At 67.5% G+C, this 25,584-nt stretch carries 29 protein-coding genes; 19 read left to right on the forward strand and 10 right to left on the reverse strand.

The features are described 5' to 3' along the window. Positions 1 to 140: 140 nt before the first annotated feature. From AC5QPF_RS06640 to AC5QPF_RS06650, 3 genes are read right to left on the reverse strand one after another with little or no spacing between them, the layout of a single operon-like run. Complete coding sequence (locus tag AC5QPF_RS06640) at positions 141 to 710, reverse strand: peroxiredoxin (protein ID WP_029578119.1); 570 nt, start codon at positions 708 to 710, stop codon at positions 141 to 143. Positions 711 to 714: 4 nt separating this feature from the next. Continuing rightward, entirely contained in the window at positions 715 to 1,218 is a 504-nt protein-coding gene (locus tag AC5QPF_RS06645; protein WP_052151668.1) for a GNAT family N-acetyltransferase, read from the reverse strand. Positions 1,219 to 1,224: 6 nt separating this feature from the next. Continuing rightward, on the reverse strand, positions 1,225 to 2,139 hold the full coding sequence (locus tag AC5QPF_RS06650) for a LysR substrate-binding domain-containing protein (protein WP_029578117.1): 915 nt from the start codon (positions 2,137 to 2,139) through the stop codon (positions 1,225 to 1,227). A gap of 181 nt (positions 2,140 to 2,320) precedes the next feature. Between AC5QPF_RS06650 and ilvE the strand changes: the two genes are divergently transcribed. Continuing rightward, the gene (ilvE, locus tag AC5QPF_RS06655; RefSeq protein WP_009463302.1) at positions 2,321 to 3,298 is read left to right on the forward strand and encodes a branched-chain-amino-acid transaminase; all 978 of its coding nucleotides are present in this window, start codon (positions 2,321 to 2,323) and stop codon (positions 3,296 to 3,298) included. A gap of 65 nt (positions 3,299 to 3,363) precedes the next feature. Here the strand turns inward: ilvE and ptsJ are convergent, their stop codons facing one another. Next, entirely contained in the window at positions 3,364 to 4,665 is a 1,302-nt protein-coding gene (ptsJ, locus tag AC5QPF_RS06660) for a MocR-like B6 salvage transcription factor PtsJ (RefSeq protein WP_270173793.1), read from the reverse strand. 70 nt (positions 4,666 to 4,735) lie between these two features. Between ptsJ and AC5QPF_RS06665 the strand changes: the two genes are divergently transcribed. From AC5QPF_RS06665 to AC5QPF_RS06685, 5 genes are read left to right on the forward strand one after another with little or no spacing between them, the layout of a single operon-like run. Further along, positions 4,736 to 5,539: a YggS family pyridoxal phosphate-dependent enzyme gene (locus AC5QPF_RS06665; RefSeq protein WP_021205431.1), complete on the forward strand. Its 804-nt coding sequence runs from the start codon at positions 4,736 to 4,738 to the stop codon at positions 5,537 to 5,539. Then, positions 5,536 to 6,252 (forward strand): glutamine amidotransferase, encoded by a 717-nt coding sequence (locus AC5QPF_RS06670; RefSeq protein ID WP_270173792.1) that lies wholly within the window; start codon positions 5,536 to 5,538, stop codon positions 6,250 to 6,252. The genes AC5QPF_RS06665 and AC5QPF_RS06670 overlap by 4 nt, the downstream gene beginning before the upstream one ends. Further along, on the forward strand, positions 6,249 to 7,091 hold the full coding sequence (locus tag AC5QPF_RS06675) for a PfkB family carbohydrate kinase (protein ID WP_494962516.1): 843 nt from the start codon (positions 6,249 to 6,251) through the stop codon (positions 7,089 to 7,091). Before AC5QPF_RS06670 ends, AC5QPF_RS06675 begins: the two co-directional genes overlap by 4 nt. Beyond that, the gene (locus AC5QPF_RS06680; protein ID WP_024889575.1) at positions 7,088 to 7,363 is read left to right on the forward strand and encodes a hypothetical protein; all 276 of its coding nucleotides are present in this window, start codon (positions 7,088 to 7,090) and stop codon (positions 7,361 to 7,363) included. Before AC5QPF_RS06675 ends, AC5QPF_RS06680 begins: the two co-directional genes overlap by 4 nt. A gap of 37 nt (positions 7,364 to 7,400) precedes the next feature. Further along, a complete protein-coding gene (locus AC5QPF_RS06685) occupies positions 7,401 to 8,309 on the forward strand; it encodes a LysR family transcriptional regulator (protein WP_029578113.1) in 909 nt (302 codons plus the stop codon). Positions 8,310 to 8,412: 103 nt separating this feature from the next. Here the strand turns inward: AC5QPF_RS06685 and AC5QPF_RS06690 are convergent, their stop codons facing one another. Together AC5QPF_RS06690 and AC5QPF_RS06695 are read right to left on the reverse strand one after the other, a co-directional pair. Further along, on the reverse strand, positions 8,413 to 9,300 hold the full coding sequence (locus AC5QPF_RS06690) for a PhzF family phenazine biosynthesis protein (RefSeq protein WP_134552533.1): 888 nt from the start codon (positions 9,298 to 9,300) through the stop codon (positions 8,413 to 8,415). A gap of 61 nt (positions 9,301 to 9,361) precedes the next feature. Then, entirely contained in the window at positions 9,362 to 10,021 is a 660-nt protein-coding gene (locus tag AC5QPF_RS06695) for a LysE family translocator (protein ID WP_020649383.1), read from the reverse strand. 185 nt (positions 10,022 to 10,206) lie between these two features. Between AC5QPF_RS06695 and AC5QPF_RS06700 the strand changes: the two genes are divergently transcribed. The 12 genes from AC5QPF_RS06700 to AC5QPF_RS06755 all read left to right on the forward strand — a co-directional run bounded on the left by AC5QPF_RS06700 (position 10,207) and on the right by AC5QPF_RS06755 (position 20,765). Then, the gene (locus AC5QPF_RS06700) at positions 10,207 to 10,818 is read left to right on the forward strand and encodes an RBBP9/YdeN family alpha/beta hydrolase (RefSeq protein ID WP_134552537.1); all 612 of its coding nucleotides are present in this window, start codon (positions 10,207 to 10,209) and stop codon (positions 10,816 to 10,818) included. Continuing rightward, positions 10,815 to 11,027 carry a DUF1737 domain-containing protein gene (locus tag AC5QPF_RS06705; protein WP_221886791.1) on the forward strand — a complete coding sequence of 71 codons (213 nt, stop codon included), beginning with the start codon at positions 10,815 to 10,817 and terminating at the stop codon, positions 11,025 to 11,027. The genes AC5QPF_RS06700 and AC5QPF_RS06705 overlap by 4 nt, the downstream gene beginning before the upstream one ends. Positions 11,028 to 11,040: 13 nt before the next feature. Next, entirely contained in the window at positions 11,041 to 11,676 is a 636-nt protein-coding gene (locus tag AC5QPF_RS06710; protein ID WP_024889569.1) for a LysE family translocator, read from the forward strand. Positions 11,677 to 11,688: 12 nt separating this feature from the next. Then, positions 11,689 to 12,447, forward strand: coding sequence for a sulfite exporter TauE/SafE family protein (locus AC5QPF_RS06715; RefSeq protein WP_134552539.1), 759 nt, complete (start codon positions 11,689 to 11,691; stop codon positions 12,445 to 12,447). A 214-nt stretch (positions 12,448 to 12,661) separates the two neighbouring features. Continuing rightward, on the forward strand, positions 12,662 to 14,038 hold the full coding sequence (locus AC5QPF_RS06720; RefSeq protein WP_024889567.1) for a CoA transferase: 1,377 nt from the start codon (positions 12,662 to 12,664) through the stop codon (positions 14,036 to 14,038). Between the two features lie 44 nt (positions 14,039 to 14,082). Continuing rightward, a complete protein-coding gene (locus tag AC5QPF_RS06725; RefSeq protein ID WP_081770068.1) occupies positions 14,083 to 15,303 on the forward strand; it encodes an MFS transporter in 1,221 nt (406 codons plus the stop codon). Between the two features lies 1 nt (position 15,304). Then, on the forward strand, positions 15,305 to 15,883 hold the full coding sequence (locus AC5QPF_RS06730) for an AAA family ATPase (RefSeq protein WP_244239746.1): 579 nt from the start codon (positions 15,305 to 15,307) through the stop codon (positions 15,881 to 15,883). Between the two features lie 204 nt (positions 15,884 to 16,087). After that, positions 16,088 to 16,525: a TIGR03757 family integrating conjugative element protein gene (locus AC5QPF_RS06735; protein ID WP_024889564.1), complete on the forward strand. Its 438-nt coding sequence runs from the start codon at positions 16,088 to 16,090 to the stop codon at positions 16,523 to 16,525. Then, the gene (locus tag AC5QPF_RS06740; RefSeq protein ID WP_024889563.1) at positions 16,522 to 17,472 is read left to right on the forward strand and encodes a TIGR03756 family integrating conjugative element protein; all 951 of its coding nucleotides are present in this window, start codon (positions 16,522 to 16,524) and stop codon (positions 17,470 to 17,472) included. Before AC5QPF_RS06735 ends, AC5QPF_RS06740 begins: the two co-directional genes overlap by 4 nt. An 11-nt stretch (positions 17,473 to 17,483) precedes the next feature. Further along, entirely contained in the window at positions 17,484 to 18,881 is a 1,398-nt protein-coding gene (locus tag AC5QPF_RS06745; protein WP_009618111.1) for an integrating conjugative element protein, read from the forward strand. Beyond that, positions 18,878 to 19,228: a hypothetical protein gene (locus tag AC5QPF_RS06750; RefSeq protein ID WP_009618109.1), complete on the forward strand. Its 351-nt coding sequence runs from the start codon at positions 18,878 to 18,880 to the stop codon at positions 19,226 to 19,228. The genes AC5QPF_RS06745 and AC5QPF_RS06750 overlap by 4 nt, the downstream gene beginning before the upstream one ends. A 13-nt stretch (positions 19,229 to 19,241) precedes the next feature. Next, positions 19,242 to 20,765: a conjugal transfer protein TraG N-terminal domain-containing protein gene (locus tag AC5QPF_RS06755; protein WP_024889562.1), complete on the forward strand. Its 1,524-nt coding sequence runs from the start codon at positions 19,242 to 19,244 to the stop codon at positions 20,763 to 20,765. Between the two features lie 14 nt (positions 20,766 to 20,779). On the opposite strand, the gene AC5QPF_RS06760 is transcribed toward AC5QPF_RS06755, so the two are convergent. From AC5QPF_RS06760 to AC5QPF_RS06770, 3 genes are read right to left on the reverse strand one after another with little or no spacing between them, the layout of a single operon-like run. Next, positions 20,780 to 21,151, reverse strand: coding sequence for a DUF3742 family protein (locus tag AC5QPF_RS06760; protein WP_024889561.1), 372 nt, complete (start codon positions 21,149 to 21,151; stop codon positions 20,780 to 20,782). Positions 21,152 to 21,207: 56 nt separating this feature from the next. After that, entirely contained in the window at positions 21,208 to 21,621 is a 414-nt protein-coding gene (locus AC5QPF_RS06765) for a putative toxin-antitoxin system toxin component, PIN family (RefSeq protein ID WP_020649368.1), read from the reverse strand. Continuing rightward, positions 21,621 to 21,839: an AbrB/MazE/SpoVT family DNA-binding domain-containing protein gene (locus tag AC5QPF_RS06770; RefSeq protein ID WP_021205410.1), complete on the reverse strand. Its 219-nt coding sequence runs from the start codon at positions 21,837 to 21,839 to the stop codon at positions 21,621 to 21,623. The genes AC5QPF_RS06765 and AC5QPF_RS06770 overlap by 1 nt, the downstream gene beginning before the upstream one ends. A gap of 331 nt (positions 21,840 to 22,170) precedes the next feature. Here AC5QPF_RS06770 and mobH point away from each other — a divergent pair, with 331 nt between their 5' ends. After that, positions 22,171 to 23,967 carry a MobH family relaxase gene (mobH, locus tag AC5QPF_RS06775; protein ID WP_277887644.1) on the forward strand — a complete coding sequence of 599 codons (1,797 nt, stop codon included), beginning with the start codon at positions 22,171 to 22,173 and terminating at the stop codon, positions 23,965 to 23,967. Between the two features lie 24 nt (positions 23,968 to 23,991). Here the strand turns inward: mobH and pdxR are convergent, their stop codons facing one another. Continuing rightward, positions 23,992 to 25,515, reverse strand: a complete 1,524-nt coding sequence (gene pdxR, locus AC5QPF_RS06780; RefSeq protein WP_024889559.1) for a MocR-like pyridoxine biosynthesis transcription factor PdxR — start codon at positions 25,513 to 25,515, stop codon at positions 23,992 to 23,994. Positions 25,516 to 25,584 lie beyond the last annotated feature (69 nt).

Genomic DNA, 25,584 nt, shown 5'->3' on the forward strand with positions numbered 1-25,584 from the left:
GGCGTGCTGGTGTTCCGCGCCTGGCTGTCGATGGAACTGCTGTGGGTGTGGTTGGAGCAGTGGTCCTTCTGCGGGTGAGCGGGACCTGACGAGAACTTCGCACGACCATGAGCGCTGATCGTGTCGCTGACTGGCCAAGGTCAAGTGGCTGGCTGTTGCCTCAACCACGCGACGACATCGTCGGCATTCCGGTCCGGCGGGAACACAGGATAGAACACATGCTCGATCACGCCATCGCGCGCAATCAGGGTCAGTCGCTTGAGCAGCGCCAGGCCTTGCACCTCGAAGACCGGCAGACCGAGCGCGGTTGCGAATGAAAGGCGATGGTCGGACAGCAACGGGAAAGGCAGGTGCAGGCGCGCCACCGCCTCGCATTGGTACGCGGTGTCCTGCGTGGACACGCCGAACAACTGGGCGGCGCCCAAGGACTTCAGTTCGGCGAAATGATCCCTGAAGGCACAGGATTGCGGGGTGCAGCCCCGTGCTCCTGGAATCTCGTCCCAGCCTGGAGGCAGTGCGACATCTGGCCGGCCCGTCATCGGGAAGAGATAAAGCACCGTGCGTCCGCGCAGGCGCGAAGGATCGACACGGCCACCATCCGTCGATGCCAGTTCAAGCGTGGGCAGGCGCATGCCCGTCAGGTGGCGGGCGCCGCCATCATCCTCCGGCTGCGGAAGACGCGACCAATCGACCTGCTGCAGGTTATTCATGGCTTCACCACCGCTCGCTACCGGCCAGCCAAAGCACGTAGCTCTTCCAGCCGGCGGGTTCGGCGAAGCGCGCGTAGGCCCGGATGGCATCGGGGTTGTCCTCGGGGACCAGCCAGCGCAGATGGATCCAGGCGCGTGATCGACCGGTATCGGCGATGGCCGCGATGAGCCGCTGAGCGAGTCGTTTTCCGCGCGCGGCGGGCAGGACGTACAGGTCGTCGAGCTGGCCCGACCGCCCTCCGGAGATCGCCTCGGGCAGATCGAAGAACACTGCGAAGGCGACGAGTTCGTCGCCGAGAAAGCCACCCAGCACTTCCGCGATCGGATCGGCGATCAAGGCATTGGCATGAGCCAGTGCATTCGCCCCGGCGCCTTGCCCGTGGCGCATCTCGTCGCCATAGGCGGCCAGCAGGGAGGCAAGCGCAACGGCTTCATGGGCAACGAGCCGTCGAAGCGTCACATCGTCATCCGGCGGTGCTTTCTGGTCTTTCGGATATGCGGTATTCATACGTGTCTATGCTGTCCGCGCTTCTGGGTTCCGAGTTCCGCTTTCCGACTGACATTGCTCGCGCAGCCAGCCGCGCAGGTTATCCAGCCGTCGATCCTCGGATAGCGCCTCGGGATAGACGAGCCAGAAGCCGACACCCGCGCTCACGGGGTGGTCGAAGACCGAGGCCAGGCGTCCGAGCCGGACGGCACTCTCGGCCAGTTCGCAGACGGCGATCGACACGCCAGCCCCATCGGCGGCCGCCTGCATCGTCAGGCCGCCCGAATCCACGCGGGTCACGACAGCCGGCTCGAACGGCCCGCCGGGCAGGCTGTCCATCCAGCGCTGCCAAGTGAGGCAATGCCGCGAAACGAACAGGTTGGCGCGCGCGACCTGCTTGAGGCGTTCCCGGCGCGAGCCGGTGGCAAAGCCCGGGCGCGCGTACAGATCGATGGTGGCCTCGAACAACAGGTCGGCCTGCAGGCCGGCCCACTGGCCGTCGCCATACCAGATGCCGGCATCGGCCACGCCGGCGGCCAGATCCACGTCGTCCTGCGTGGTGGAGATGTCCAGCGAGAAGCCGCGCCGCTCGAACGGATACAGGCTCAGGCGGGGCGACAGCCAGTTGGTCGCGAAGGTCGGCAGCATGTTCACGCGCAGGGGCCCGTCGCGCCGCTCCTCGCGCAAGCTGCTCACGCCCTCGGCGATCAGGGCGAAACCCTCGTTGAGGCTAGGTGCCAGCCGGCGGCCGGCGCTGGTCAATTCCAGCCGCGTACCGATGCGGCGCAGCAGTTCGACGCCGAGCATGTCCTCCAGCGTGCGCAACTGGTGGCTGACCGCCGAGGGGGTGACCGCCAGTTCCAGGGCCGCGTCCTTGATCGAGAGATGGCGCGCCGCAGCCTCGAAGGCGCGCAAGGCATTCAACGGGACAGGGATGCGCATGGGGGATTCACCCTCCTGGAAGTCATTGGTCGTTCATGGACTCATTAAACCGGAAATCGTCGTCTCCACGCTCGCCGACACGAGGACCAAAACTCAGCATCGTCTGAGATTTGCTCACTCGTGCCGACGGCGAACCGGCCGCACACTGACGCCATCGACAACCTGTACAGCGGTGCGCACCATGCTCAATTCCCTTGACGATCGCGATGGCCTGATCTGGCTCGATGGCGAGCTGCTGCCCTGGCGCGAGGCGCGCCTGCACGTGCTCACGCATGCGCTGCATATGGGCGGGGCCGTCTTCGAGGGCATGCGCGCCTATGGCGGTCATGTCTTCCTCAATGCGCCTCACCTGGAACGCTTCCAGCAGTCCGCCGCGCTGCTGGACTACCACCTGCCGTGGTCGCAAGGCGAACTGACACAGGCCATCGAGGCGGTGCTGTGGGCCAACCAGCTCGACGACGCCTACATCCGCCCGGTGGCCTGGCGCGGCGCGGAGAGTGTTTCCATCGCTTCGCCGCGCGCCCGCATCCACGTGGCGATCGCGGCCTGGGACTGGCCCACGGCGGCGTCCCAGGGCCGCGCCGAGGAAGGCATCCGGCTGCAGCTGGCGAGTTGGCGGCGTCCCCGTCCTGACACCGCACCCACCGCGGCCAAGTGCTCGGGGCTGTACATGATCGGTACCCTTGCGCGCCATGCCGCCGCAGCGGCGGGCTGCGACGACGCACTGCTGCTCGACAGCGAAGGCCGGGTCGCCGAGACCACGGCAACCAACCTGTTGATGGTCCATGACGGGGTGCTGGTGACCCCATTGCCGACCTGCTTCCTCGACGGCATCACCAAGCGGCACGTGATGGGACTGGCGCGCCAGCGCGGGCTGCGGGTCGAGGAGCGGACCGTGACGCTGGACGAACTGCGCGCCGCCTCCGAGGTATTCACCGCCGGCACCTCGGTCGAACTGCAGCCGGTGGTGGCGCTGGTCGAGGATGCGGCGACCACCGAATGGCCCGTGGGGCCGGTGACGCGACAACTGATCCGGGACTTTCGCGCGTCCGTGACCGAGGCGAGCCAGGTCGGCCGGACGCTGCGGGAACGGGAGACCGGCTTGTTGGAACGGCGCCCGTGGCCCGCTCGCGTCGCCTCCGCCTTGCAGGCGCCGTAGCGCGCCATGGACCGGTACGCAGACGGACCCGCGAGAGGACAGGCACGATGCCATGCAGACTGGCTTCATACACGCCCCAGACAGTCGCGCAGTTGCGCGGCAAAGCGCGCCGCGTCCCCGGGTTCGAGCGTCGAGACCGTGACTCGCAGCGCGGGGGCCGCGGGCGCGATCGCGAAGGCATCGCCGGTTCGCACGGCCCAGCCGCAGCGTGCGAGGCTTTGCGCGGTGCGGTGAACGTCACGGTCTTCCGGCAACGGAATCCACACATTGAACCCGTCGCAGGGCTGCCTGGCGGCGATGCCCACGGCGCCGAGTGCATCGATCAGGGCCTTGCGACGCATGGCGTAGGCGGTCTTGGCCGCATGCAGGCGCGCCGTGGCCGCGTCGGATCCGAGCAGGCCGCGCACGGCCGCCTGCAGCAGGTGGCTGACCCAGGTCGTGCCGGGAGCCAGTCGCATGCCGAGCCTTGCGGCGGTCCCCGCATCGGTAGCGATGAAGGCCAGCCGCAGGTCCGGGCCGAAGCCCTTGGACACGGAGCGCACCAGCGCCCGCCGCGTGGTGGCCGCGGGCGCGATAGAGAAGTACGGCGTCTCGGCCAGCAAGGCGAAGTGGTCGTCCTCGATCACCAGCACGTGCGGATGGCGGGCGAGCACGCGGCGCAGTTCGCGGGCGCGCTGCTCGCTCAGGCCGCAGCCGGTGGGGTTTTGCGCCCTTGGTGTGCACAGCACCGCCTGGGCGCCATTGGCCAGCGCCGCTTCCAGCGCCTGCGGGCGCATGCCGTTCGCATCCATGGCCACGGGCACCGCTGCCAGGCCCGTGCTGTGCAGGATGTTGAGGCTGCCGAGGAAGCACGGGTCCTCCACCGCCACCTTGTCGCCGGCGACGAGGTAAGCAGCCAACAGACGCTCGATCGCATCGACCGCACCATGCGCCAGCACCAGACCGTCACCCTCCCGGAGATCCGCTCCGAACCACTGCCGCGCCAGCCGTTCGAGTGCTGGGTCGAGTACAGGCTGGCCATACAGCGCGGGCCGGTAGCCGCTGGCTGCCAGCGCCTGCAATGGATCGGGCAGCCAGGCCGGGTCCGGATTGCCGCTGGCCAGATCCGCCAGCGCCGAGCCGGGCTGCAGGCCCTCCTGCTCACCGAGACGCGCCGCTGGCCGGATCACCGTTCCGTTGCGCCCCAGCGTCTCGGCAATGCCTGCGGCCACCAGCTTCCGGTACGCGGCGGCGACCGTGTTGCGGTTGACGCCCAGTTGATCGGCCATCTCGCGCACGGACGGCAGTGTCTGGCCCGCGGCAAGCTGGCCCGCATGTGCCTCGCGGCGAATGCGCTCAAAGATGTCCGATGCGGTCTTTTCTGCCATTCCCGTTTGTCCCGTGACAATGTATATTTTGTCCTATGACAATGTTAGCAGCACGGAGAACCCCTTGTCCATGAACGCGCAGACGCATCCCTGGCCCACCGCACACAGCGTCGAGGACTTTCGGCGCAATCTGGCGGCGGTGCATCGGCGCATCGCCGATGCCTGCTCCCGCGCGGGACGCGATCCGTCCGATGTGCGCCTGCTGCCGGTTAGCAAGACCGTGCCGGAGGAGCGCATCCGTCTGGCTTACGCCGCCGGCTGCCGCGACCTGGGTGAGAACAAGGTGCAGGAGGCGCAGCGCAAGGCCGAAGCGATGGTGGATCTCGCCGACCTGCGCTGGTCGGTCATCGGCCACCTGCAGACCAACAAGGCCAAGGTCGTGGCACGCTTCGCCAGCGAGTTCCAGGCCCTGGACAGCCTGCGTGTGGCGGAGGCGCTGGACCGTCGCCTGCAAGCCGAAGGGCGCGCACTGGATGTGTTCGTGCAGGTCAACACCTCGGGCGAGGCCAGCAAGTTCGGCTTGCCGCCTTCCGAGGTGGCCGGCTTCGTCCGGGCGCTGCCGGGCTTCTCCACCCTGCGCGTGCGAGGCCTGATGACACTGGCGCTGCTGTCGGCCGATCCGGCGCGGGTCCGTCCCTGCTTCGTGCTGTTGCGCGAACTGCGTGATCGGCTGCGCCAGGAGGCGCCGGCGGGCATCGGCATGGACGAACTGTCGATGGGGATGTCCGGCGACTTCGAGCTGGCCATCGAGGAAGGCGCCACCGTCGTGCGCGTCGGCCAGGCCATCTTTGGCGCTCGCGCGACGCCGGACAGCCATTACTGGCCCGACGACGACCGGGCTGCGACATCGACCGCATCGGAGCAGACCGCATGAAGACCGCCCTGGCCCTGCGCCACATCCATTTCGAAGACCTCGGCACGCTCGAACCGCTGCTGCGCGAGCGTGGATTCGACGTGCGCTACCTCGACCCCACGACGGACGACCTGGCCGGTGAGGAGGCCGCGGCAAGCGATCTTCTCATTGCACTGGGTGGGCCGATCGGCGCCTTCGACGAGCGGGCCTATCCCTTTCTTGCCGACGAACTGCGTCTGCTCGAACGGCGCTTGGCCAGCGGCCGGCCGCTGCTCGGCATTTGTTTGGGCGCGCAATTGATCGCGCGCCTGCTCGGCGCCGCCGTCGCCCCCATGGGCTTCAAGGAGATCGGCTTCGGCGCGCTGACGCTGACGGATGCGGGCCGCCGCTCGGTGCTGGCACCGCTGGCCGGCGTGCCGGTGCTGCATTGGCACGGCGACCGCTTCGAGCTGCCTGAGGGCAGTGAACTGCTGGCGAGCACCGAAAGCTGCGTGCAGCAGGCCTACGCGGTCGGCAACCGGGTGCTGGGTCTGCAGTTCCACCTGGAAGCCGATGCCAGCCGAATCGAACGCTGGCTGGTCGGCCATTGCTGCGAGCTGGGCCAGGCCGGCGTCGATCCGCGCACGCTGCGCGCGGATGCCGAGCGGCATGGGGCAACGCTGAAGGCTGCGGCCCACCGCACGATCGGCGCGTGGCTGGACCGGCAGCAGGACACGGGGGGGCGTCCTGAATGACGGTGACCCAACCTGTGCCCATCGATGTCATCAGCATCCAGTCCCAGGTGGTCTACGGGCGGGTCGGCAACAACGCGGCGATTCCCGCGTTGGAAGCCTGCGGGCTGCTTACGACCGCGGTGCCGACCGCGCTGCTCAGCAACACCCCGCACTATCCCTCGGTCCATGGCGGTGCGGTGCCCGACGCGTGGTTCGCTGGCTGGTTGGATGACCTGGAGGCGCGCGGCATCCCCGCGTGCGCTCGCGTTGTGCAGGTCGGCTTCCTCGGCGCGCCGTCGCAGGCACGGATCCTCGCATCCTGGTGGTCGACGATGCGCGAGCGCCACCCGCAACTGCGCCTGCACCTGGATCCGGTCATTGGCGACTACGACCAAGGCGTGTATGCGGCGGCTGGCATGGCCGAGGCCTGGCGCACGCTGCTGATTCCAGAAGCCCACGGCCTCGTCCCCAATCGGTTCGAGCTGGAACAGGTCACCGGCAGAACGCTGCAGGGTCTGGCGGATTGCCGCGAGGCTGCCCGTGCGCTGTTGCGCGGCCCCACCCAATGGGTGGCGGTGACCAGTGTCCAGGATGATCCTGAAAGCGCCGTCGTCCAGACGCTGCTGGAGACGCGAGAGGGGGTATCGCGCCTCTTCGAGCATCCCCGCGTGCCCTGCGTGGTGAAAGGGGCCGGCGACTACTTCGCCGCGCGCCTGACCGGCCATTGCCTGCTTGGCATAGAGATGCCTCAGGCCGTCGAGCGCGCCTGCGGCGAAACCGCCGAGCAACTGACCCGCACCCGGCGCCTGGGCTGGGAGGAAATGGCCATCCACGCTATGGCCGGGAGCGTCCGGCCATGAATGCCTACCGCCTCGTGATTTCCCGGCATAGCCGGCTGCTGGGTCAGTTCGACAGCGAAACGCCCTGGGCGGGCGACGCGATCCGCGACCTGCTACAGCGACTTCCCGAATGCGATGGCTATCGCACCGAACTGTTCGTCGCGCGCGAAGAGCGCCGATTGCTCGAAAGCGGTCCTGGCGGCCTGAAGGTCCTCGGCCGCGAGCTCTTGTTCCAACCCTTGCCGATCACGGCGCTGCTGTCTGGCACGGCGCCCGAGGAGCCGCTCGCGTGAATCAAGCTCCCGGCCTCATGTACGCGTAGGTGGCGCGATGGAGCTGCGACACCTGCGCTGTTTCGTGGCAGTGGCCGAGGAACTGCACTTCACGCGTGCGGCGGTGCGGCTCCATATCGAGCAGTCTCCGCTGTCGCGCACCATCCGGGAGCTGGAGTCTGACCTCGGCGCCACGCTGTTCGAGCGCAATCGGCGCGGCACCCAGCTCACCTGGGCGGGCCAGGTCCTGCTGGAAGATGCCCGCCGCGTGTTCGCGGTGCTGGAACAGGCACGAACCAACGTCCGGGCCGCCGCCACGGGCTATCGCGGCATGCTGCGCCTCGCGCTGTCGGACGGTATCGCGCAGACACGCCTCGCGGCACTCCTGGCCCTGTGCCGGGAGGAGGAGCCCGATGTGGAAATCCGCCTGTTCGAGACGCCGCTCGCATCGCAAGTGCGCGGGTTGCGCGACGACACTTTCGATGCCGGGTTTGCGCAGTCTGACGAGGCTGGAGAGGGCATCCTGTGCGAGGCGGTCTGGTCCGATCCCATCCTGGTGGCCATTCCGACGCGCCATCCTTTGCTGGCCTTCAGGCAGGTCCCTCTGGATGAACTGCTGCGCTATCCCCTGATCAAGTGCCACCCGGAAACCTGCGAGGGTGCGTACCGGCAGATCAAACGGCTGCTCCGGACGGCCGCCATCCAGCCCCGGATCGCAGAGCGGGTCGCGACACTGGAATTGATGCTGACGCTGGTGGCCGCGGGCTACGGACTGGGTTTCGCCACGGCGGCGCAGATTTCGGTCTGCCGTCATCCCGAGGTCATTGCGCGGCCCCTGTCGGACCCGTCGGCATGCATGACCACCTACTTGTTGCGGCCGGACAGTGAGCCCTCGGAACCGCTGCAGCACTTCATCGAACGCGCCATGCTCTCGCGCGACGACAGTCCCGCCGTCGATCCGATCTAGCCCTGGGCAACCGCGTTCCTCGCAGCGCAGACCTTCGTCGGGGACGCCGCGCAGGTGCCATGGCAAGCCATGGGCGACCGAGCGGCTGAACGTGCCGCCGCGTCTACAGATGCAGGGTGCCGCTGGCGACGGTCACGGCCTGGCCACCGACGCGCACCGTCAATTCGTCGCCGTTTCGGGTCCATTCGACGTGGATCAGGCCATCGCGTCCCATCTCGATGCCTTGCTCCGCAAGGTAGCCACCCTGGAGAGCCGATGCGTGCCGGTGCCTTGCCAGGAATGCCGCGACACACCCGTTTCCAGACCCGCAGACGGGGTCCTCGGCCACGCCTTCGCCTGGCGCAAACGTGCGCAGGCGCAAGCGTACCGGCGCGTCGGCCTCGTGCTCGGCAAAGACGGTCACGCCGACGGCACCCGATGCGCGGCAGCGTTCGGCGATGCGAGGCAGGTTGGGACGCAGCGACGCCAGGGCGGCGACGCTGCGCAGCTCGGCGATCAGCCACGGGATGCCGGTGGAGACGACTTCTACCGGCATCGCGGCCAGCATGTTCGCATCGCAGCCCAGCAGGGCCGACATTTCCCCAGGACCGATGGCCGTGTTGCGGAACTGCGGGCTGGCCTGGGTCATCCAGTAGATCGGCGAGCCCTCGGTCGGAACGACTTCGACAGGCACGATGCCGATGCCGCAGGCCTGCCGCAGCAGACTTGCATCGACCAGATCGCCACGGTGCGCACGCACCGCGCTCGCAGTGGCGATGGTGGGGTGCCCCGCGAACGGCAGCTCGCTGGAGGGCGTGAAGATGCGCACCCGATAGTCGGTGTCGGGCGATTCCGGGGCCAGCACGAAGACCGTCTCGGACAGGTTCATCTCGCGCGCGATCCGCTGCATGGTCCGCGCATCGAGGTCGTCGGCATCGAACACGACGGCAGCCGGGTTGCCCCTGAGCGGCTGGCTCGTGAACACATCGACTTGCAGGAAGGATTTGTTCATCGCTTCTCCAGGTTCGGTCGCACCGCCTGTGCTCGGTTGCGTGCGCGTGGCCGGGAATGAATCACGCGGCCAGGGCCTTGGCGCCGCTCGACGGTCTCCACAAAAGAATCCATGCGGCGAATCCGAGGAAGCCGATGCCCGCCAAGCGCGTGCAGCGCTGGCGCCAGACGGAAGTGCCCAATGCTCCCCGCACCCGGCTTGCAATGGCGGCATAGCCGGTCAAGGTGGCGCCGCTGAGGATCACGAAGATCGCGGTCAGGCCCATGAACTGAGGGATGAGCGCCTGGTCGGCCCGGATGAACTGGGGGAAGAAGGCGGTGAAGAAGAGGATCGACTTCGGATTGGATGTCGCCACCAGGAATCCTTCCTTCGCCAGCGCGAAGGCCTGCACCGGCCCTGCGTCATGGGCACCGGCGTCCGGCGGCCGTGTGTGTCTGCCCTGCACAAGCAGGCGAAGACCGAGGTACGCCAGGTAGGCGGCGCCGGCCAGCCGCAGTGCGGTCATCGCGTGGGCGGATGCAAGCAGGAACAGGCCGACGCCCCACGCGGCCGCCGCGGAAACCACGAGCAACCCCAACATGTTGCCCAGCGTCGACCACAGGCTCGCGACCACGCCCTGGCGAGCGCCATTGCGCATCGCCAGCAGGATGGCCGGGCCGGGCGTAAGGATGGACAGCCAGGCCGCCAGGACGTAGGAAATCAGGAGCGGGATATCGGACATGGCGAACTCGGGGGGCTTCTTCGTCGGTTGTGAAGGAAGTGCACTTCGACGATAGCCAAGGCCATTCCAGCTGACCATTGAGCTTTTCTCGACGCTTGCTGAGACCTTCTCACTCGGCAATTCGACGCATCGGTCTTAAGGTTTCCAGCCAGACAACCTCACCCCGGATATCCGCGCACGCCACCATGAGCCACCTTCAGACCGTTCGCCTCTTGATGCTTCCCGGTATCGGCAATTCCGGGCCGGAGCATTGGCAGACGCGCTGGGCGTCGCGCCAGGAGCATGGCCGGCGATTCCAGCCTGCCGACTGGGACAGGCCGGACCTGGCCGACTGGCTGCAGGCACTCGATGCGGCTATCGACGAGTGCGGTGCGCCCGTCGTCTTGGTCGCACACAGCCTTTCGTGCCTGCTCGTCGCGCACTGGGCATCGCGGCCGGGAATCGGAGAAGACATCCAGCATCGGATCGCCCAGGTCCGGGGCGCCTTCCTGGTTGCCGTCCCTGACCCCGGCGCACCGGCGTTTCCAGGCGAGGCGAGCGAGTTCGGCCCGCCACCGACCGAACCCCTGCCGTTTCCCGCACTGGTGGTCGCCAGCAGCGACGACCCCTATGGCTCGCCGGAGCACGCCCGGCGCATGGCCATGGGTTGGGCAGCGGGATGCTTGGAAGTCGGCGCCCTCGGGCATATCAATGCCGCCAGCGGCGTGGGCGACTGGGACACCGGCTGGCATCTGCTGCAGGCATTCGGAGCGGGGCTGCGCGTCCAGATGCCGGCATCGAATCGACGGGGAGCATGAGCATGCGCGCGTACCGCTACCTGACCGGCATCGACGACGCGGCGTTCTGCCACCGCGTCACCGCGGCCCTGAACAGCGGCTGGGAGCTGTATGGCGCGCCGAGCCTGACCTACGACGCGGCGCGTGGCGCAGTGATCTGCGGCCAGGCCATCGTCAAGACCATCGAATCGACGACGTACAGCGAGTCACTGGACTTGTCTGTGCTCTGACGGAGATCCCCCAATGGATGCATCGACTGCGATCCTGGGCTTCACGCTGACGGCGCTGCTGCTCACCTTGACCCCCGGCCTGGACACGGCGCTGGTACTTCGCACGGCCGCTGTGGAAGGGGGGCGCAAGGCGATGAGGGCGGGCGGCGGCATCGTGACCGGCGTGCTGATCTGGGGGCTGATCGCAGCCCTCGGGCTCGGCGCGGTGCTCGCGGTCTCCCGACTCGCCTACACCCTGCTGCAGATCGCGGGCGCGGCCTATCTGCTCTGGCTCGGCTGGAAGCTGATCTCTGGCGCGCTCAAGAGCCGGCCGACGCTGCCCGCAGACGATCCGCCGCTCGTGCGTGGCGAGCGCTGGTTCCTGCGCGGTCTGCTGACGAATCTGCTCAATCCCAAGGTCGGGGTGTTCTACGTGAGCCTCCTGCCACAGTTCGTTCCCGCCGATGTGCCGGTGGTCGCGTTCAGCGTGCTGTTGGCCGGCATCCACGCCGCGATGGGACTGCTCTGGTTCGCCGCACTGGTGCTGGCCACGCGGCCCCTGGCACGCTGGCTGCGCCGGCCCACGGTGATGCGCTCGCTCGATGCGCTCACCGGCCTGGCACTGATGGGGTTTGGCCTGCGTCTGGCCCTGTCCAGGCCGACGAGCTGAGGTGCGAGCGGCATGGACATCGGAACCTTCCTGCTGCTGGCCGGTGCCGGCATGATCGGCGGCATCTGCAATGCGGTGGCCGGCGGCGGCACATTCTTCACCTTTCCCGCGCTGCTGGCTGCCGGCGTACCACCCGTGGCGGCCAACGCCACCAGCGCGGTGTCGATCTGGCCGGGGCATGCGAGCAGTCTGCTCGGCTATCGCAGCGAACTCGGGCGCCACCGCGCCGCGTTGCGGCGCAGCCTGCCCGTGGTCGGTGCCGGTTCGCTGGTGGGCGCCGCACTGTTGGTGTTCACCGGAGATGCACAGTTCAGCCGTCTGGTGCCGTGGCTGATCCTCGTCGCGACCGTTCTGTTCGCCCTGGGGCCCTGGCTGCGCCAGGCCATCGAGCGGCATGCTCGCGGTCAGGTGCCGCACCTGGTGGCGGCGGGGGCGGAGTTCCTGACCGCACTCTATGGCGGCTACTTCGGCGCCGGCCTGGGCATCATGCTGATGGCGATCCTGACCTTGCTGGGTGTGCGCGATGTCCAGGAGGCCAACGCCGTCAAAAATGCGATGGCTACCGTCGTGACCAGTGCCGCGGTGATGCTCTTCGTCGCCACCGGGTCCATCGCCTGGACGCAAGGCAGTGCGGTCCTGCTGGGCGCGATCGTGGGGGGCTATACCGGCGCGCGGTTGGCGCGCTGGATTCCGCCGCTGGCGCTGCGTTGGACGATCGTGGCGACCGGCCTGGCGCTCTCTGCGTACTTCGGGCTGAAGGCGGGCGCATGATGGATCGCTTGCAGCGGGCGCGCGACGCCCACGCCTGTGCGAATACGGCGCTCCCCGGCATCGCCAATGGCGCGCGATGCTGCTTTCCGCGGTCCGCTGCGTTTGCGGACAACGCGGCGCCGACCCTGCCTCCCGCCTGGATCTGCCAACCCGACTCGGCCGACGGGGTAGCGTGTCGATTTAGTTGGCGAACTTTCTGTGAGGAGTCCATTCGATGAATCCACTCGATGCACTGACTGCGCTCTGGTCGCTGGGCGGGCTGCCGCCGCAGGCGCTGGCCGGGATCGCGCTGACGGGCAGCGACCCGGTGTTCCCCTCGTCCTTCGCCGTCGGCACCGCCGCGCAGACCAGCATTGCCGCGGCTGCGCTCGCCGCCTGCGAACTCGGCCATGAGCGGGGTGCTCCGCGCCAGCGTGTCGCCGTGGACATGGCTCACGCCGCCGCCGAATGCACCGGCTGGTTCACGCTCGACGGCCAGGAGCCCGAGCTGTGGGACCCGTTCGCCGGCCTGTACCGCTGCGCCGATGGCTACGTGCGTGTACACACCAACTTCCCGCACCACCGCGATGGCGCGCTGCGCCTGCTGGGCCTGGACCCCGCAACTGCCACACGCGCCGACGCAGAGCAGGCCCTGCGGGGTTGGAAGGCGCTGGACTTCGAGCAGGCCGCGGCCGACCACGCGCTGGTGGCCACGGCGTTGCGCAGCTTCGCCGAGTGGGATGCCACGCCCCAGGGTCAGGCGGTGGCCTCGCAACCCTTGATGACCATCACCCGAATCGCCGATGCGCCACCGCGCGCACTGCCGCCTCTGGCGGCCGATGAGCGGCCGCTCGCCGGCCTGCGCGTGCTCGACCTCACGCGCATCCTGGCCGGCCCCGTCGGTGGGCGGGCGATGGCGTCGTTCGGCGCGGACGTGATGCTGGTCAACTCACCGAACCTGCCCAACATCGCCGCTATTGCCGAAACCAGCCGCGGCAAGCGCTCGGCGCACATCGACCTGCGCAGCGATGCCGGGCGCGAAGCGCTGTGGCAGCTCCTGGAAGACGCCCACGTGTTCTCGCAGGGGTACCGGCCCGGCGGCCTGGCCGCGCTCGGCTTCTCGCCCGAGGCCCTGGCCGCGCGCCGGCCCGGCATCGTCGCCGTGTCGCTGACCGCCTACGGCACGCAAGGGCCCTGGGCCGACCGGCGCGGTTTCGATTCGCTGGTGCAGACGGCAATGGGCTTCAACCACGCCGAGGGCGAGGCGGCGGGCGACGGCAAGCCGCGCGCGCTGCCGATGCAGATCCTCGACCAGGCCAGCGGCTTCCTGATGGCTTTCGGCGCCGCCGCCGCGCTGTGGCGACAGTCGCGCGAAGGGGGAAGCTGGCACGTGCAGGTGTCGCTGGCGCAGACCGGGCACTGGCTGCGCGGGCTGGGGCGCATCGAAGAGGGTCTGCGGGCCGGCAGGCCGGACCTCAGCCCCTGGCTCGCCGACGAAGTCTCCGGCTTCGGCCTGCTGCGCGCCGTGCGCCCCAGCGCGCAAATGGCGCGAACACCGGCCGGCTATGCGCGACCGTCAGTGCCGCCGGGAACGGATCGCCCGAACTGGTGAGAGCTTGTCCGCAAGCCGAGAGTTGATACGGCCGGACCCCTTGAATGAGCAATATCCCAGGTCACCCCGGCGATGCATCGCGTGCCGCACCGATGCCTGCCACGTCAGCCTTGCCCTCCCATCTGCTGTGGACCATTGCCCTGGCGGCGGGCGCATCCGTGGCCAACAGCTACTACAACCAGCCGCTTCTCGGCGAATTGAGCCGGGAGTTCGCGCTCTCTGCGGGGACCGTGACCTGGCTGCCCGTGCTCACCCAGGCGGGCAATGCCCTGGGCGTGCTGTTCCTGGCACCACTGGGTGACCGCCTGGAGCGCAAGTCGCTCATCCTGCGAACGCTGGCGGCGCTGGTGCTCTCCCTGGTGCTGGCAGCCGCGTCCTCCGGCTTCGTTCAATTGGCACTGGCGAGCCTCGCCGTGGGTTTGTGCGCCACCGTGGCGCAACAACTGGTTCCCTTGGCCATCCACCTGGCACCCTCCCACCGCAAGGGGCAGGTGCTCGGCGTGGTGACGGGCGGCATCCTGATCGGCATCCTGGCGGCCCGTGTGGTGAGCGGCTGGATGACCGAGCTTTGGGGCTGGCGGTCCGTCTTCGGCTTTTCTGCGGCACTGATGCTGGTACTGGGCTTTCGGCTGGCATGGACGCTGCCGGTGGTACCACCGTCCTCCGATCTCGGCTATGGACGATTGCTGCTGTCGATGTGGCATTTGGTGCGCAAGCACGCTTCCTTGCGCCAGGCTGTGGCCGTCCAGTTCCTGCTGTTTGCCAGCATGATCGGCTTCTGGGCAACGTTCGCGCTCTGGCTGGAGCGGCCGCCACTGCAGCTCGGCGCGGTATCCGCCGGCCTGTTCGCGCTGGTCGGCGTGTGCGGCGCGTTGGCTGCACCGGCGGCTGGCCGGTTTGCCGACCGACGCGGACATGACGCAGTCGTTCGTGCAGGCGCGGTGGGAACCGCAACGGCATTTGCCGTGCTGTACCTGGGAGGCTCATCGATCCCCGCACTCGTCCTCGGCATCTTCTTGCTCGACGTGGCCGTGCAGTCGGCCCAGGTGGCGAACCAGACCATGGTCTATGCATTGGATGCGGGTGCGCGCAGCCGGCTGAACACCGTGTTCATGGGCACGATGCTGCTCGGCGGGGCCTTCGGCGCTGCTGCATGCGGGTGGGCCTTCACTGCCCATGGATGGGCCGGGGTCTGCGCCTTTGGCATGCTCAGCACCACCATTGCGTGGGGCCTGTCTCTTCGGCTAACCAATGATGACAAGTGAATTGACAAACCGTCTGCTGGTCGAAGAAAACCCTGACATGACGCCGATGCCACCTCAGGTGGTCATATCGGGGTGCTCCGGCGGCGGCAAGTCGACCCTGCTCGGGGAACTGCGGCGGCGTGGTCATGCGACCGTCGCCGAACCCGGGCGGAGGATCATCGCCGAGCAGATTCGACAGGGCGGCAACGCCCTGCCATGGACCGACATGGCGGCCTTTCTGCGCGAGGCGCTGAGCGTCGCCGCCATGGATCTCGAAGGCGCGGCACGGGACGCTGGTCCGGTTTTCTTCGACCGAGGGCTAATCGACGCAGCCGCAGCGCTTCAGCGACTGTTCGGTGTACCTCTGTCGGAAAGCCTGGGCGAATCCCGCCCCTATGGGCGGCTCGTGTTCCTCGCTCCGCCCTGGCCGGACATCTATTGCGCCGACGAGGCGCGGCGGCACGGCTTTCCCGAGGCTGAGGCGGAATACGCCCACCTGGATGCAACCTACCGGGCACTCGGCTACGAAGTCAGGTTGCTTCCGCGCGCCAGTGTGGCCGAACGGGCCGACTTCGTTCTCCAGGCGATTCATCGCCGCTGAAGGCGAGACCGACTTGTGGCGGCCGCCTTGGCTGTCGATCCGAACGCGGCCTTGTCGCAGGCGCACTCGCAGGCACCGTTTGGGGTGATCACGCGATGACAGGGATGGCGAAAACGGGATGAGGCGGTCTCCGGATTGTTTGTCGTGTCGAAGCCGGATTTCGGTTCGACTGTCACCGGATTGGCTTCCCTCCGGTGTTGTCTCATGGACTCTTGCGCTATTCCTCATGCCACTCGCACCCGCCCAGCATGGCTTGCTCCGGGCATTGCCATCCTGACGTTGGCCACCCGCGCCGCCGCAGCGGAAGTATGGGTCGTTACCGACTCGCATCATCCGGTCCTTGGCCAGGCTGACCGACACCTCATCTTGGACGCGGCCGCGGTGCTCGAAGCGGAGCTGGCCGACAACCTGCCCACCGATCCTGAGCGCGCCAGCGCCATCGTCCAGCAACGCCTGAAGCTGGGCGGTACAGACCTGCAGCGAAGGATCGGCACCGCCTACCAGGGCGTTGCCGATGCCTGGAGCCTTGGCGTCGCCAAGGTTCCGGCCATCGTGGTGGATCGCCGATACGTGGTCTATGGCGAGACGGACGTGGCCCGTGCGGTTTCCCGCATCGACCAATACCGGAGGACGCAGCCATGACGAGGCGTCCGTTCGCACCATCCCGGCGCCAGCGGTTGGCCATCGCAGCGCTGTTGCTGGGGTGTTCCGCATCGTCCTTTGCACTGAACACCGCCACCATCGTGACCTCCACCCTGTCGCCGGATTGCCTGGAGTACCGCGTCACCGGCATCTGCTACTGGCTCTATTGCACCTGGACGGGATGCACCGTGCGCACCTCGGTCAAGGTGCGCCACTACATCCCGGATGCCGTGGTGTCGAGCTACTCGAACACCGGCGAGAACCCTTGGGTCGAGGTGCGGGCGATGAGCCTGCCGAACCCGACCGCGAAGGCCGGCGGCGACGGCACCACCAACGAGGATCACGAGAACAACCTGGCGAAGTTCAAGAACGCCGACGTCATCGGCCATCCCGGTGGCCATGTGTTCAGCCAGTTCGCCAGCGCGTCCGGCTACACCTGCGAGGGCGCAGGCACCGCCTTCATGCCCTATCTGCTGAGCACGCTCGACACGCTGGCATGGCGCTACAACATCCCCGAGGCGCTGTATCCGGAAGCACTGATTCCCGGCCGGCGCGAGATCGGCACGCGCACGGCCATGAATCTCTGGGGCAACGTCTATCCGCGTGGCGGCTTCCTGCACCAGGTGGATGACCACAAGGCCGCAGCCGTGGTCGCCCAGCGCGCGGGTGACATCGTGACGCGCCGCAACCAGATCCACGTCTACCAACCGCTGCTCGCCAGTTCGCGCGATGGCTACTGGCCGGCCGGCGCCCTGATGGAAACCGATGCCGCCACGGGCAAGTGGCAGGAGCTGACCCCCACGCTGTCCAGCAGTTGCGCGGTATTCCCCCACGGCAATGCCAAGGTGCAGGCCCGGCAAGGCGACTACGCCTGGGCATTGTGGCGTCCTTATAGCTGCTGCCAGCGCCGCGGCCAGGTGTTCCTCGGCAGCGTCGATTTCCTGTGAGACCCGATGCCATGACGACTTCATTTCCGAGCGCCCGTCGATTTCTGTACGTCGCATTGGCCGTTGTCGCAGCGTTGTGCTACTCCAGCGCCGGGGCGCAGACCAGCGTCAACGAGTACGGCGTCCAGCATCAAGGCAGCGTGATAGGCGACGACGTGCTCTACAGCATTGGGGGCGGCCGCGCGGTGTCCATGAGCGGTGCGGCCAACATGCACTCCATCGGCGTTGGCGTCGGCTGGAACAGCAACCTGATCTGTGGCGACATGAGCATCACCACCACGCTGCAGAACCAGTTGAACGGCATCACCAATGGCTTCCAGGCCATCATGTCCTCGGTGATCCAGAACGCCACCGCTGCCGTGGCGTCGCTGCCCGCCTTGATCATCCAGCGCGCCGATCCAGGGCTGTACAACCTGTTGACCAATGGGGTGCTGCAAGCCAGGCTGGATTTCGATCGCAGCAAGCTGACCTGCCGTGCCATCGCCAATCGCATGGCCGACATGGCGGGTGGGCAGCTCGGCTGGGACCAGCTCGCCGAAGGCATGGCGCTGAAGCAGGCCGTCGCGAGCACCGATGCGGTCTCAGCGATCGACGACGCCGAGGCGAACCGTGGCAACAATGGCGTGCCGTGGGTCGGCGGAGACAACGCTGGCGGCGCGGGCCAACGTCCGGTGCGTGTGGTCGGCGACGTGACCCGCGCCGGCTACAACCTGCTCAATGGCCGTGGCGTCGGCGATGCCAGTTCGATTCCGCAAGCCAGTTGCAGCGGCAACCTGGCATGCCAGACCTGGAGTTCGCCCGATGCCGCCGCAGCCTGGGCCATTCGCGTGCTGGGCGAGCAGGAGCAGCGCACCTGCGATGCATGCACCAAGACCGTCACCACGCCGGGCGTTGGCCTGACCCCGCTGATTCAGGAGGAATACGAGGACAAGCTGCAGGCCCTGCAGGAGCTGGTCGCCGGCAGCCGTCCGACCACGGCGCAGAACCTGCAGGCTGCGAGTAGCGCGTCGCTGCCCATCACCCGTGGCGTGATCGAGGCGCTGCGCGACGAGACGGACCAGGACATCCTGGCTCGGCGCCTGGCCTCGGAGGTTGCGCTGGCCAGCGTGCTGGAGAAGGCGCTGCTGCTGCAACGCACGCTGCTGACCGGGCGCAAGGAGCCCAACGTGGCCGCCAACGAACTGGCCCAGAAGGCCGTCACCCACGAAAGCGACATCCTCGATCGCGAGATTCACAACCTGAAAGCAGAGCTGGAGCTGCGCCGCGAACTGGCCAGCAATTCGCCGATGGCGATCATCCAGCGCCACAGCACCCGCGCCGCCGGTGCGCGTGGCATCTACGAGGGTGACCCGGTGCGCAATCGGGTCGATGAACTGCAGCGGCCGCCGTCTGGCGGAAGCCATCCATGAATACCGTGGGGCGGTGCCTGCGCTGGCTGTCCAGCCGGCGTGCCATCCTGGTGCTGGTGTGGGCGGTGTCGCTGCTGATCGCCGCGACCGCCGTCAATGTGGTCGGCATCCGCATCGCGGGCGGCATCGAGGGCTGGCAGCGCTGGATGGCGGCGCAATCCGGGGCCTTCCTGGCCTGGCGGTTGTTGCTCTACGCCGCCACCGCCTGGGGTTGGCTCTGGATGCGACGTCGCCTGCGCGCGCGGGAACCGGAGCGCGCTGCCGGGCAACGGCTGCTGCGCGCGGAGGTTGCGGCCATCGTCGCCGTGATCGTGCTGGAAGCCAGCCTGCTGATGCAGGCACGGTAGCGCGAGGTTCGCCATGACGCTGTACACCACCGACTACCTGGAGTACTACCTGACGCTGGTGTCCTGGGTGGTCCACAACGGCATCTGGTCGGTGCTGGTCGCCAGCGGCGTGTTCGCCGTCCCGTTCCTGGCGATCGTCATCCAGGAATGGTTGAAGGCCCGCGCGGAAGGCGCGGACGAAGGCAACAAGGGCGTGCTGTCCTCGGCTCGCATCGAGAACCGCGTCTTCGTCGCCATCGTGGTGATCATGTTCGCGGGCATTCCCTTCATCGACGTCGATTTCAACACCATCAAGTACGACCGTTCGCGTTCGACCCAATGCCAAGTAAATGTCCCAGAGCCGACCGATACGGGCTGGTCGCAATCGTTTAGCACGATCAACAACCAGTCGGCCAAGGTGCCGGTGTGGTGGTTCGCCATGCACGCGATCTCGCGCGCGATCACCGGCGCTTCGGTCGCGGCCATTCCTTGCGGCACCGACCTGCGGCAGATCCGCATGGACATCGACGCGACCCGCATCGACGACCCGGTGCTGGCCCAGGAGATCAGCGACTTCACCCGCGACTGCTACGGCCCCGCCCGCGCCAAGCTGTTCATGACCCGGCCCAGCCTGAGCGAGGAGCAGATGCACGACGTCACCTGGATCGGCTCCAGCTACTTCGTCGGCACCGCCGGCTTCTACGACAGCTACCGCTCCAGGACTCCGCGCGATGCCTGGCCGTTCGACGCCACGCGCGACGCCGGCCTAGCCCAGGTGCCCGGCGGGGGCGGCTACCCGACCTGCCGGCAGTGGTGGTCCGACGGCGACCACGGCCTGCGGGCACGACTGCTGGCCCAGGTCGATCCCAGCCTGCTGACGCGACTGGTCGGCTGGGCGGGCTTCCTGAGCCAGTCCGAGGTCAACGACTCGGTGATCCGCGCCGTCGCAAGCCCTCGCCAGCAGAAGCTCAACCAGGGGGCGGTCTACACGGACTACGGTGGCCAGATCGACATGACGCTGCCCAATATCGTCACCCGCGCCGCCAGCGACGTGGGGCTGACCGTCGGATCACTGGGCTATTTCCCGGCGATGGACGTGGTGCGGCAGGCGCTGCCGATGGTGCTGTCCCTGCTCAAGATGGCGCTGGTCATCTGCATCCCGCTGGTGATGCTGACCGGCACCTATGACCTCAAGACCGTGGTCACGGTGAGCGTGGTGCAGTTCGCGCTGTTCTTCACCGAATTCTGGTTTCAGCTCGCCCGCTGGATCGACTCGACGATCCTCGATGCACTCTACGGCTGGGGGTGGGGCTGGAACCGGCCGCACACGAACTTCGATCCGCTGGTGGGCCTCAACAACACCTTCGGAGACATGCTGCTGAACTTCGTGATGGCCACGATGTTTTTGATCTTGCCCACGTTCTGGGTGGCGGCATTGGCCTGGGCTGGTATCCGTGCAGGCAACGTGCTTCAAGGATTGAGTACTGGCACGCGGGATGCCGGACAAGCCGGTGGCAGGGGCGGCGGCTTGATGATCGGTGCGGCCAAGCAGAAATAGCTCCAACCGCCGGTTCAATCGTCTTCGAATCGTGGATCTGGGTCATCGCTGTAGTTGATGGGGTCGTAGGCAAGGCTTTCGCGATGATCCAGCTCTTCGGCCTTGCGTCCGAGGAAATCATCGTCACCTTGCGGCGCTTGCTCCGCCATCCTGGCTGCCACAGCGAGAGCGACCAGCAACAGCGCCGCCCAGACCGAGACATACAGCAACACGCCGAGGGTCGCCAGCTTGACCCCCCAGATCAGCACCGCTGCACCGCCCGCCGGCAGTCCTTGCGCCATCAGCCATTGATGCACCCGACGCTCCGCGCGCAGGCAACCGCCCCATACACCGCCCAGCCAGCGGCCGAGTCGCGCTGCGGTGGTCATGCGTGCGGTGTGCTTCATGGTTGGCTACCTCATGGTCGTTCCACGGTCGTTGGGCAAGGCCGTGCCGGTTTCCTTCATGCCTGCCGCGCCGCGAATGCTTCGGCGGTCATGATCAAGCCGGGAAAGTCCTCTCGCATGGCGAGAATGTCCGCATCCCCCGTGATCAACGCATCCGCCTTGCCGACATGCGCGAGCACCAGGAACACCTGGTCCTTCTTGTCGCGGCAGACCGGCAGGTCTGGCCATGGCGCAGGCAGTTCCACCACATCGGCGTAGGGCAGAAAGTCCGCCAGCAACTCCTGCTGTTCCGAGGTCGACAGCTTGAACTTGGGATAGGCCAGGACGCGCAGGAGTTCACTGGCCGTCTCCCGGCAGACCAGCGGCTGCAACTGCTGGTGCTGCCAGGCGTGGCGTATCCAGGCCAGGCGTCCGGCACTGAAGATCAGCGCCGACAGCACGATGTTGGTGTCGAGGACGACCCTGCGCATCACTGCCGTGCCCAGGCCACGGCATCCTCAACGTCCTGCTCGGTGATCCCGAGTTGCTCCAGCTTCTCGCGCACAGCCTGTGCCTTCTGGACGCGCACGGGGGTCAGGACGATCCGACCGCCCTCGACGGTGACGTCGAAGTACTCCGCCGCATCCACGCCGGACACGGCCGCCTTGGGCAGCGTGATCTGATTTTTCGATGTGAGCTTGGCAAGCATGGGAGGCCTCCATAAGTTTCAAAGGAAATCTTACTTCCTTACTTCATTCTCGACAAGCATGCCTTCGGGCGCAGGGGTTTCAGGGCCTGCTGCGCTTTCAGCGCCGGTTGAAACGGACTGATCTGGTGAAAACACAGTGCCTGTTCCGCTCGATCCTGGAGCGCACCGGCTCCGCATTGATTGCGGCACACGAAGCCGACTGCCCCTATATCAAAGGGCTTGTCGAAGGCCAAAGGGCTGGGGATGGAGCAAGGGAGTGGCCTCAAGGGGAAAGGCCCTACCCGAAAAGGCCAAAAGGCTCCTCCGGCCAGCCCATCACCAGGATGTCGCCATGCTTTCGCTGTTCCAGCGCAAACGGGTGCCGCTGGCCACCGCCGCCGCGCCACCTCCTGCCGAGCCTGCCAAAGGGCTGACGCCACCGCAGTCGGCCGCAGCGCTGCTGGCGGAGCCGCGCCGGCAGCGGCTGCTGGAACACATCTGGCAGCGCACCTCGCTGTCGCGTCGGCAGTTCCGCTCGCTGTACCTCGCGCCGCTGGAGCGCTACGCCGAGCTGGTCCAGCAGTTCCCGGCCTCGGAGGCGTATCACCATGCATGGCCGGGCGGCATGCTGGACCACGGCCTGGAGATCGTGGCCTACGCGCTCAAACTGAGGCAGTCCCACTTGCTTCCGGCCGGCGCCTCGCCCGAGGCCCAGGCCGCGCAAGCCGAGGCCTGGACCGCCGGGACCGCCTACGCCGCGTTGCTGCACGACATTGGCAAGATCGCGGTCGACCTGCACGTCGAGCAGGCCGATGGCCTGGTCTGGCACCCCTGGCACGGGCCGCTGCGGCAGCCGTACCGCTTTCGTTACCGGACGGATCGCGAGTACCGGCTGCATGGCGCCGCCACGGGACTGCTCTACACCCGTGTGCTCGATGCCGGCATCCTCGACTGGCTGAGCGACTACCAGGACCTGTGGTCGGCGCTGCTGTACGTGCTGGCGGGCCAGTACGAGCATGCCGGCACGCTTGGAGAGCTGGTCGTCAAGGCTGACCAGGCATCGGTGGCCCTGGCGCTCGGCGGTGATCCGGCCAGGGCGATGGCGGCGCCGAAGCATGCGTTGCAGCGCAAGCTGCTGGATGGCCTGCGCTACCTGCTGCGCGAGGAATTCAAGCTGAACCAGCCCGGCGGCCCGTCGGATGGATGGCTGACCCCGGAGGCACTCTGGCTCGTCAGCAAGACGGTCAGCGACAAGCTGCGCGCGCACCTCCTGTCGCAGGGCATCGAAGGCATTCCATCGAACAACACCGCCGTCTTCACGGTGCTCCAGGACCATGGGATCGTGCAGCCCGCCCCGGATGGGAAGGCGATCTGGCGGGCCACCGTCACGAGCGGCACCGGCTGGTCGCACAGCTTTACCTTCCTGCGCCTGTCGCCGGCCTTGATCTGGGAGTCCGGCGAGCGTCCCGCACCGTTCGCCGGCACGGTCACGACGGAAGAGGCCCTCCCTGGCGATGAGGCAGCGCCGGCCTCCGCCGGCATCCCGGCCACCTCACCGTCCCCTGGGGTGGCGGATTCCCCGGCCGGGATCGCGGACCCGGTCTCCGATCTGCTGTCGATGCTTGATGCGTCCGACGCAGCCACCACCAGTGCATCGTCCGCCAGCGCGGAACCGCCATCACCATCCGCCGCCGCAACTGCGGCAGTGACTCATTTGTCGCCGACCAGTCCTGCCACCATGCCGGCTCCCACCAAGGCCACGCCGTCCGGGGAAGACTTCATTGCCTGGCTCAAGCAAGGCATCGAATCGCGCAAGCTCATCATCAACGATGCGAACGCACTGGTGCATACCGTCGATGGCACGGCGTACCTGGTCAGCCCCGGCGTTTTCCAGCGCTACGTGCAGGAACATCCGGAGATCCAGGTGCTGGCCCGGCAGGACAATCTGCACGACTGGCAATGGGTGCAGAAGCGCTTCGAGAAGCTGGGACTGCACCGCAAACAGGACAGCGGCCTGAACATCTGGACCTGCGAAGTCACCGGGCCGCGCAAGTCGCGGCGGTTGCACGGCTATCTGTTGGCGACGCCTTCGACATTGTTCGCGGAAGTCCCGCCGGACAACCCCTACCTGTCCCTGACGCGGAGCTAGCAGCACGAAAGGCGCCAGCGCGCCTCATGGTGATCGGCGACACAGCGCACGCAGCACGCTTGCCAGCTTCTTGACAGCGATCTCCAGTTCATGGGGTGCATGGGCAGCAAATCCCATGAGGAAACCGGCCCCATCCCTGCCCGATGCATGGCGGCGCGATGCATGCAGCGCGGTCAGCCCCAGCAGGTCGATGCCGACCCGCCGTGCCGATTCCACCGCCTCGCGCTCGGGAATGTCGCGGATGAACACGCAAGGCATCTGCATCCCGCCAGCGGGCACCCTGGGCTCCACGAAGTCGGCCAGGTGCTGGCGCACCAGCTGCGCCAGCACATCGCGGCGTTCCGCATAGACGGCCCGCATGGTTCGCACATGGGCTCCGAAATGCCCACCCTCGATGAAGCGAGCCAGGGTGAGCTGCGGGATCGGTGCGCTGTGCCCATCCAGCAGGGTGCGGGCCACGGTCATGGGCGACACCAGAGCCTCCGGCAGCACCATGTAGCCGATGCGCAGGCCGGGGAACAGCGACTTGGTGAAGGTGCCGATGTAGATCGTGCGGCCGTGGGGGTCGAGCCCCTGTACGCATGCGGTGGGCTTGCCTTCGTAGTGGAATTCGCTGTCGTAGTCGTCCTCGATGATCCAAGCCTGGTGCTGGCGGGCCCATTCGATGACGGCCAGGCGCCGGTCCAACGCCAGCGTAGCCCCGGTTGGGAACTGGTGCGAGGGCGTCAGGAACACCACCCGGGCGGCATTGCAAGGGGTCTGCGCCTTTGCCAGCAGGTGCGCTATCTGCATGCCTTGGTCATCCATCGGCACGGGCACGCAATCCAACCCGGCGGCGTCAAATGCCTTGCGCGCCCCGTGGTACACGGGGTCTTCGATGAAGATGCGCTCGCCAGCATCGAGCAGCACGGTGGCGCACAGGGTCATGGCCTGTTGGGAACTGGTCAGCACCAGCACGCGCTCGGGTGTGGCCTGCGCGCCTCGTTCGAGGTTGACGTAGGCGGCAATGGCGCGTCGCAACGGCTCCATGCCCTGCGGTGGGCTGTGCAGCAGCGCCAGGGTGCCGTACTCCTTCAACACCTGCCGCTGCAAGCGCTCCCAGGTTGGCAGCGGAAAGCTGCGCGTCTCCGGCACGCCGGGCGCGAAGGGGCGCGACATCAGGAAGTCGCGCACGCCGCCGCCCTGGAGCATGGCATCGCCGCGCCGGCTCAGGCGCAGGGGTGCGTTGCGATCCACGCTCGTGCGCCGTGGTCTGCCGCGCCCGGGCAGCCACCGGGCCTGCTCGGACACGAAGCTGCCACTGCCGACCCGCCGCTCAATGAAACCTTCGGCGTGCAACTGGCCATAGGCCGACTCCACCGTGTCGCGGGACACCCCCAGCGACTTCGCCAACGCGCGCGACGCGGGCAGGGGGCGGCCTACATCGAGCGCGCCATCCAGGATCAACTGGCGAATGGCCCGCTGTACCCGTGCATGCAGGGGCAAGGCGCCGTGCGCGGGGTCGCCGAGCCAGGCTTTGACGGATTCAAGTTGGGCATGCTTGAACAATTGGTAGGTACTTCATCTGGAAATTGGTAGGGAACATCATGCCATTACAAGTCTATCGTCTCATGGTCA

The organism is Pseudomonas sp. Con_6 (genome assembly GCF_059379395.1).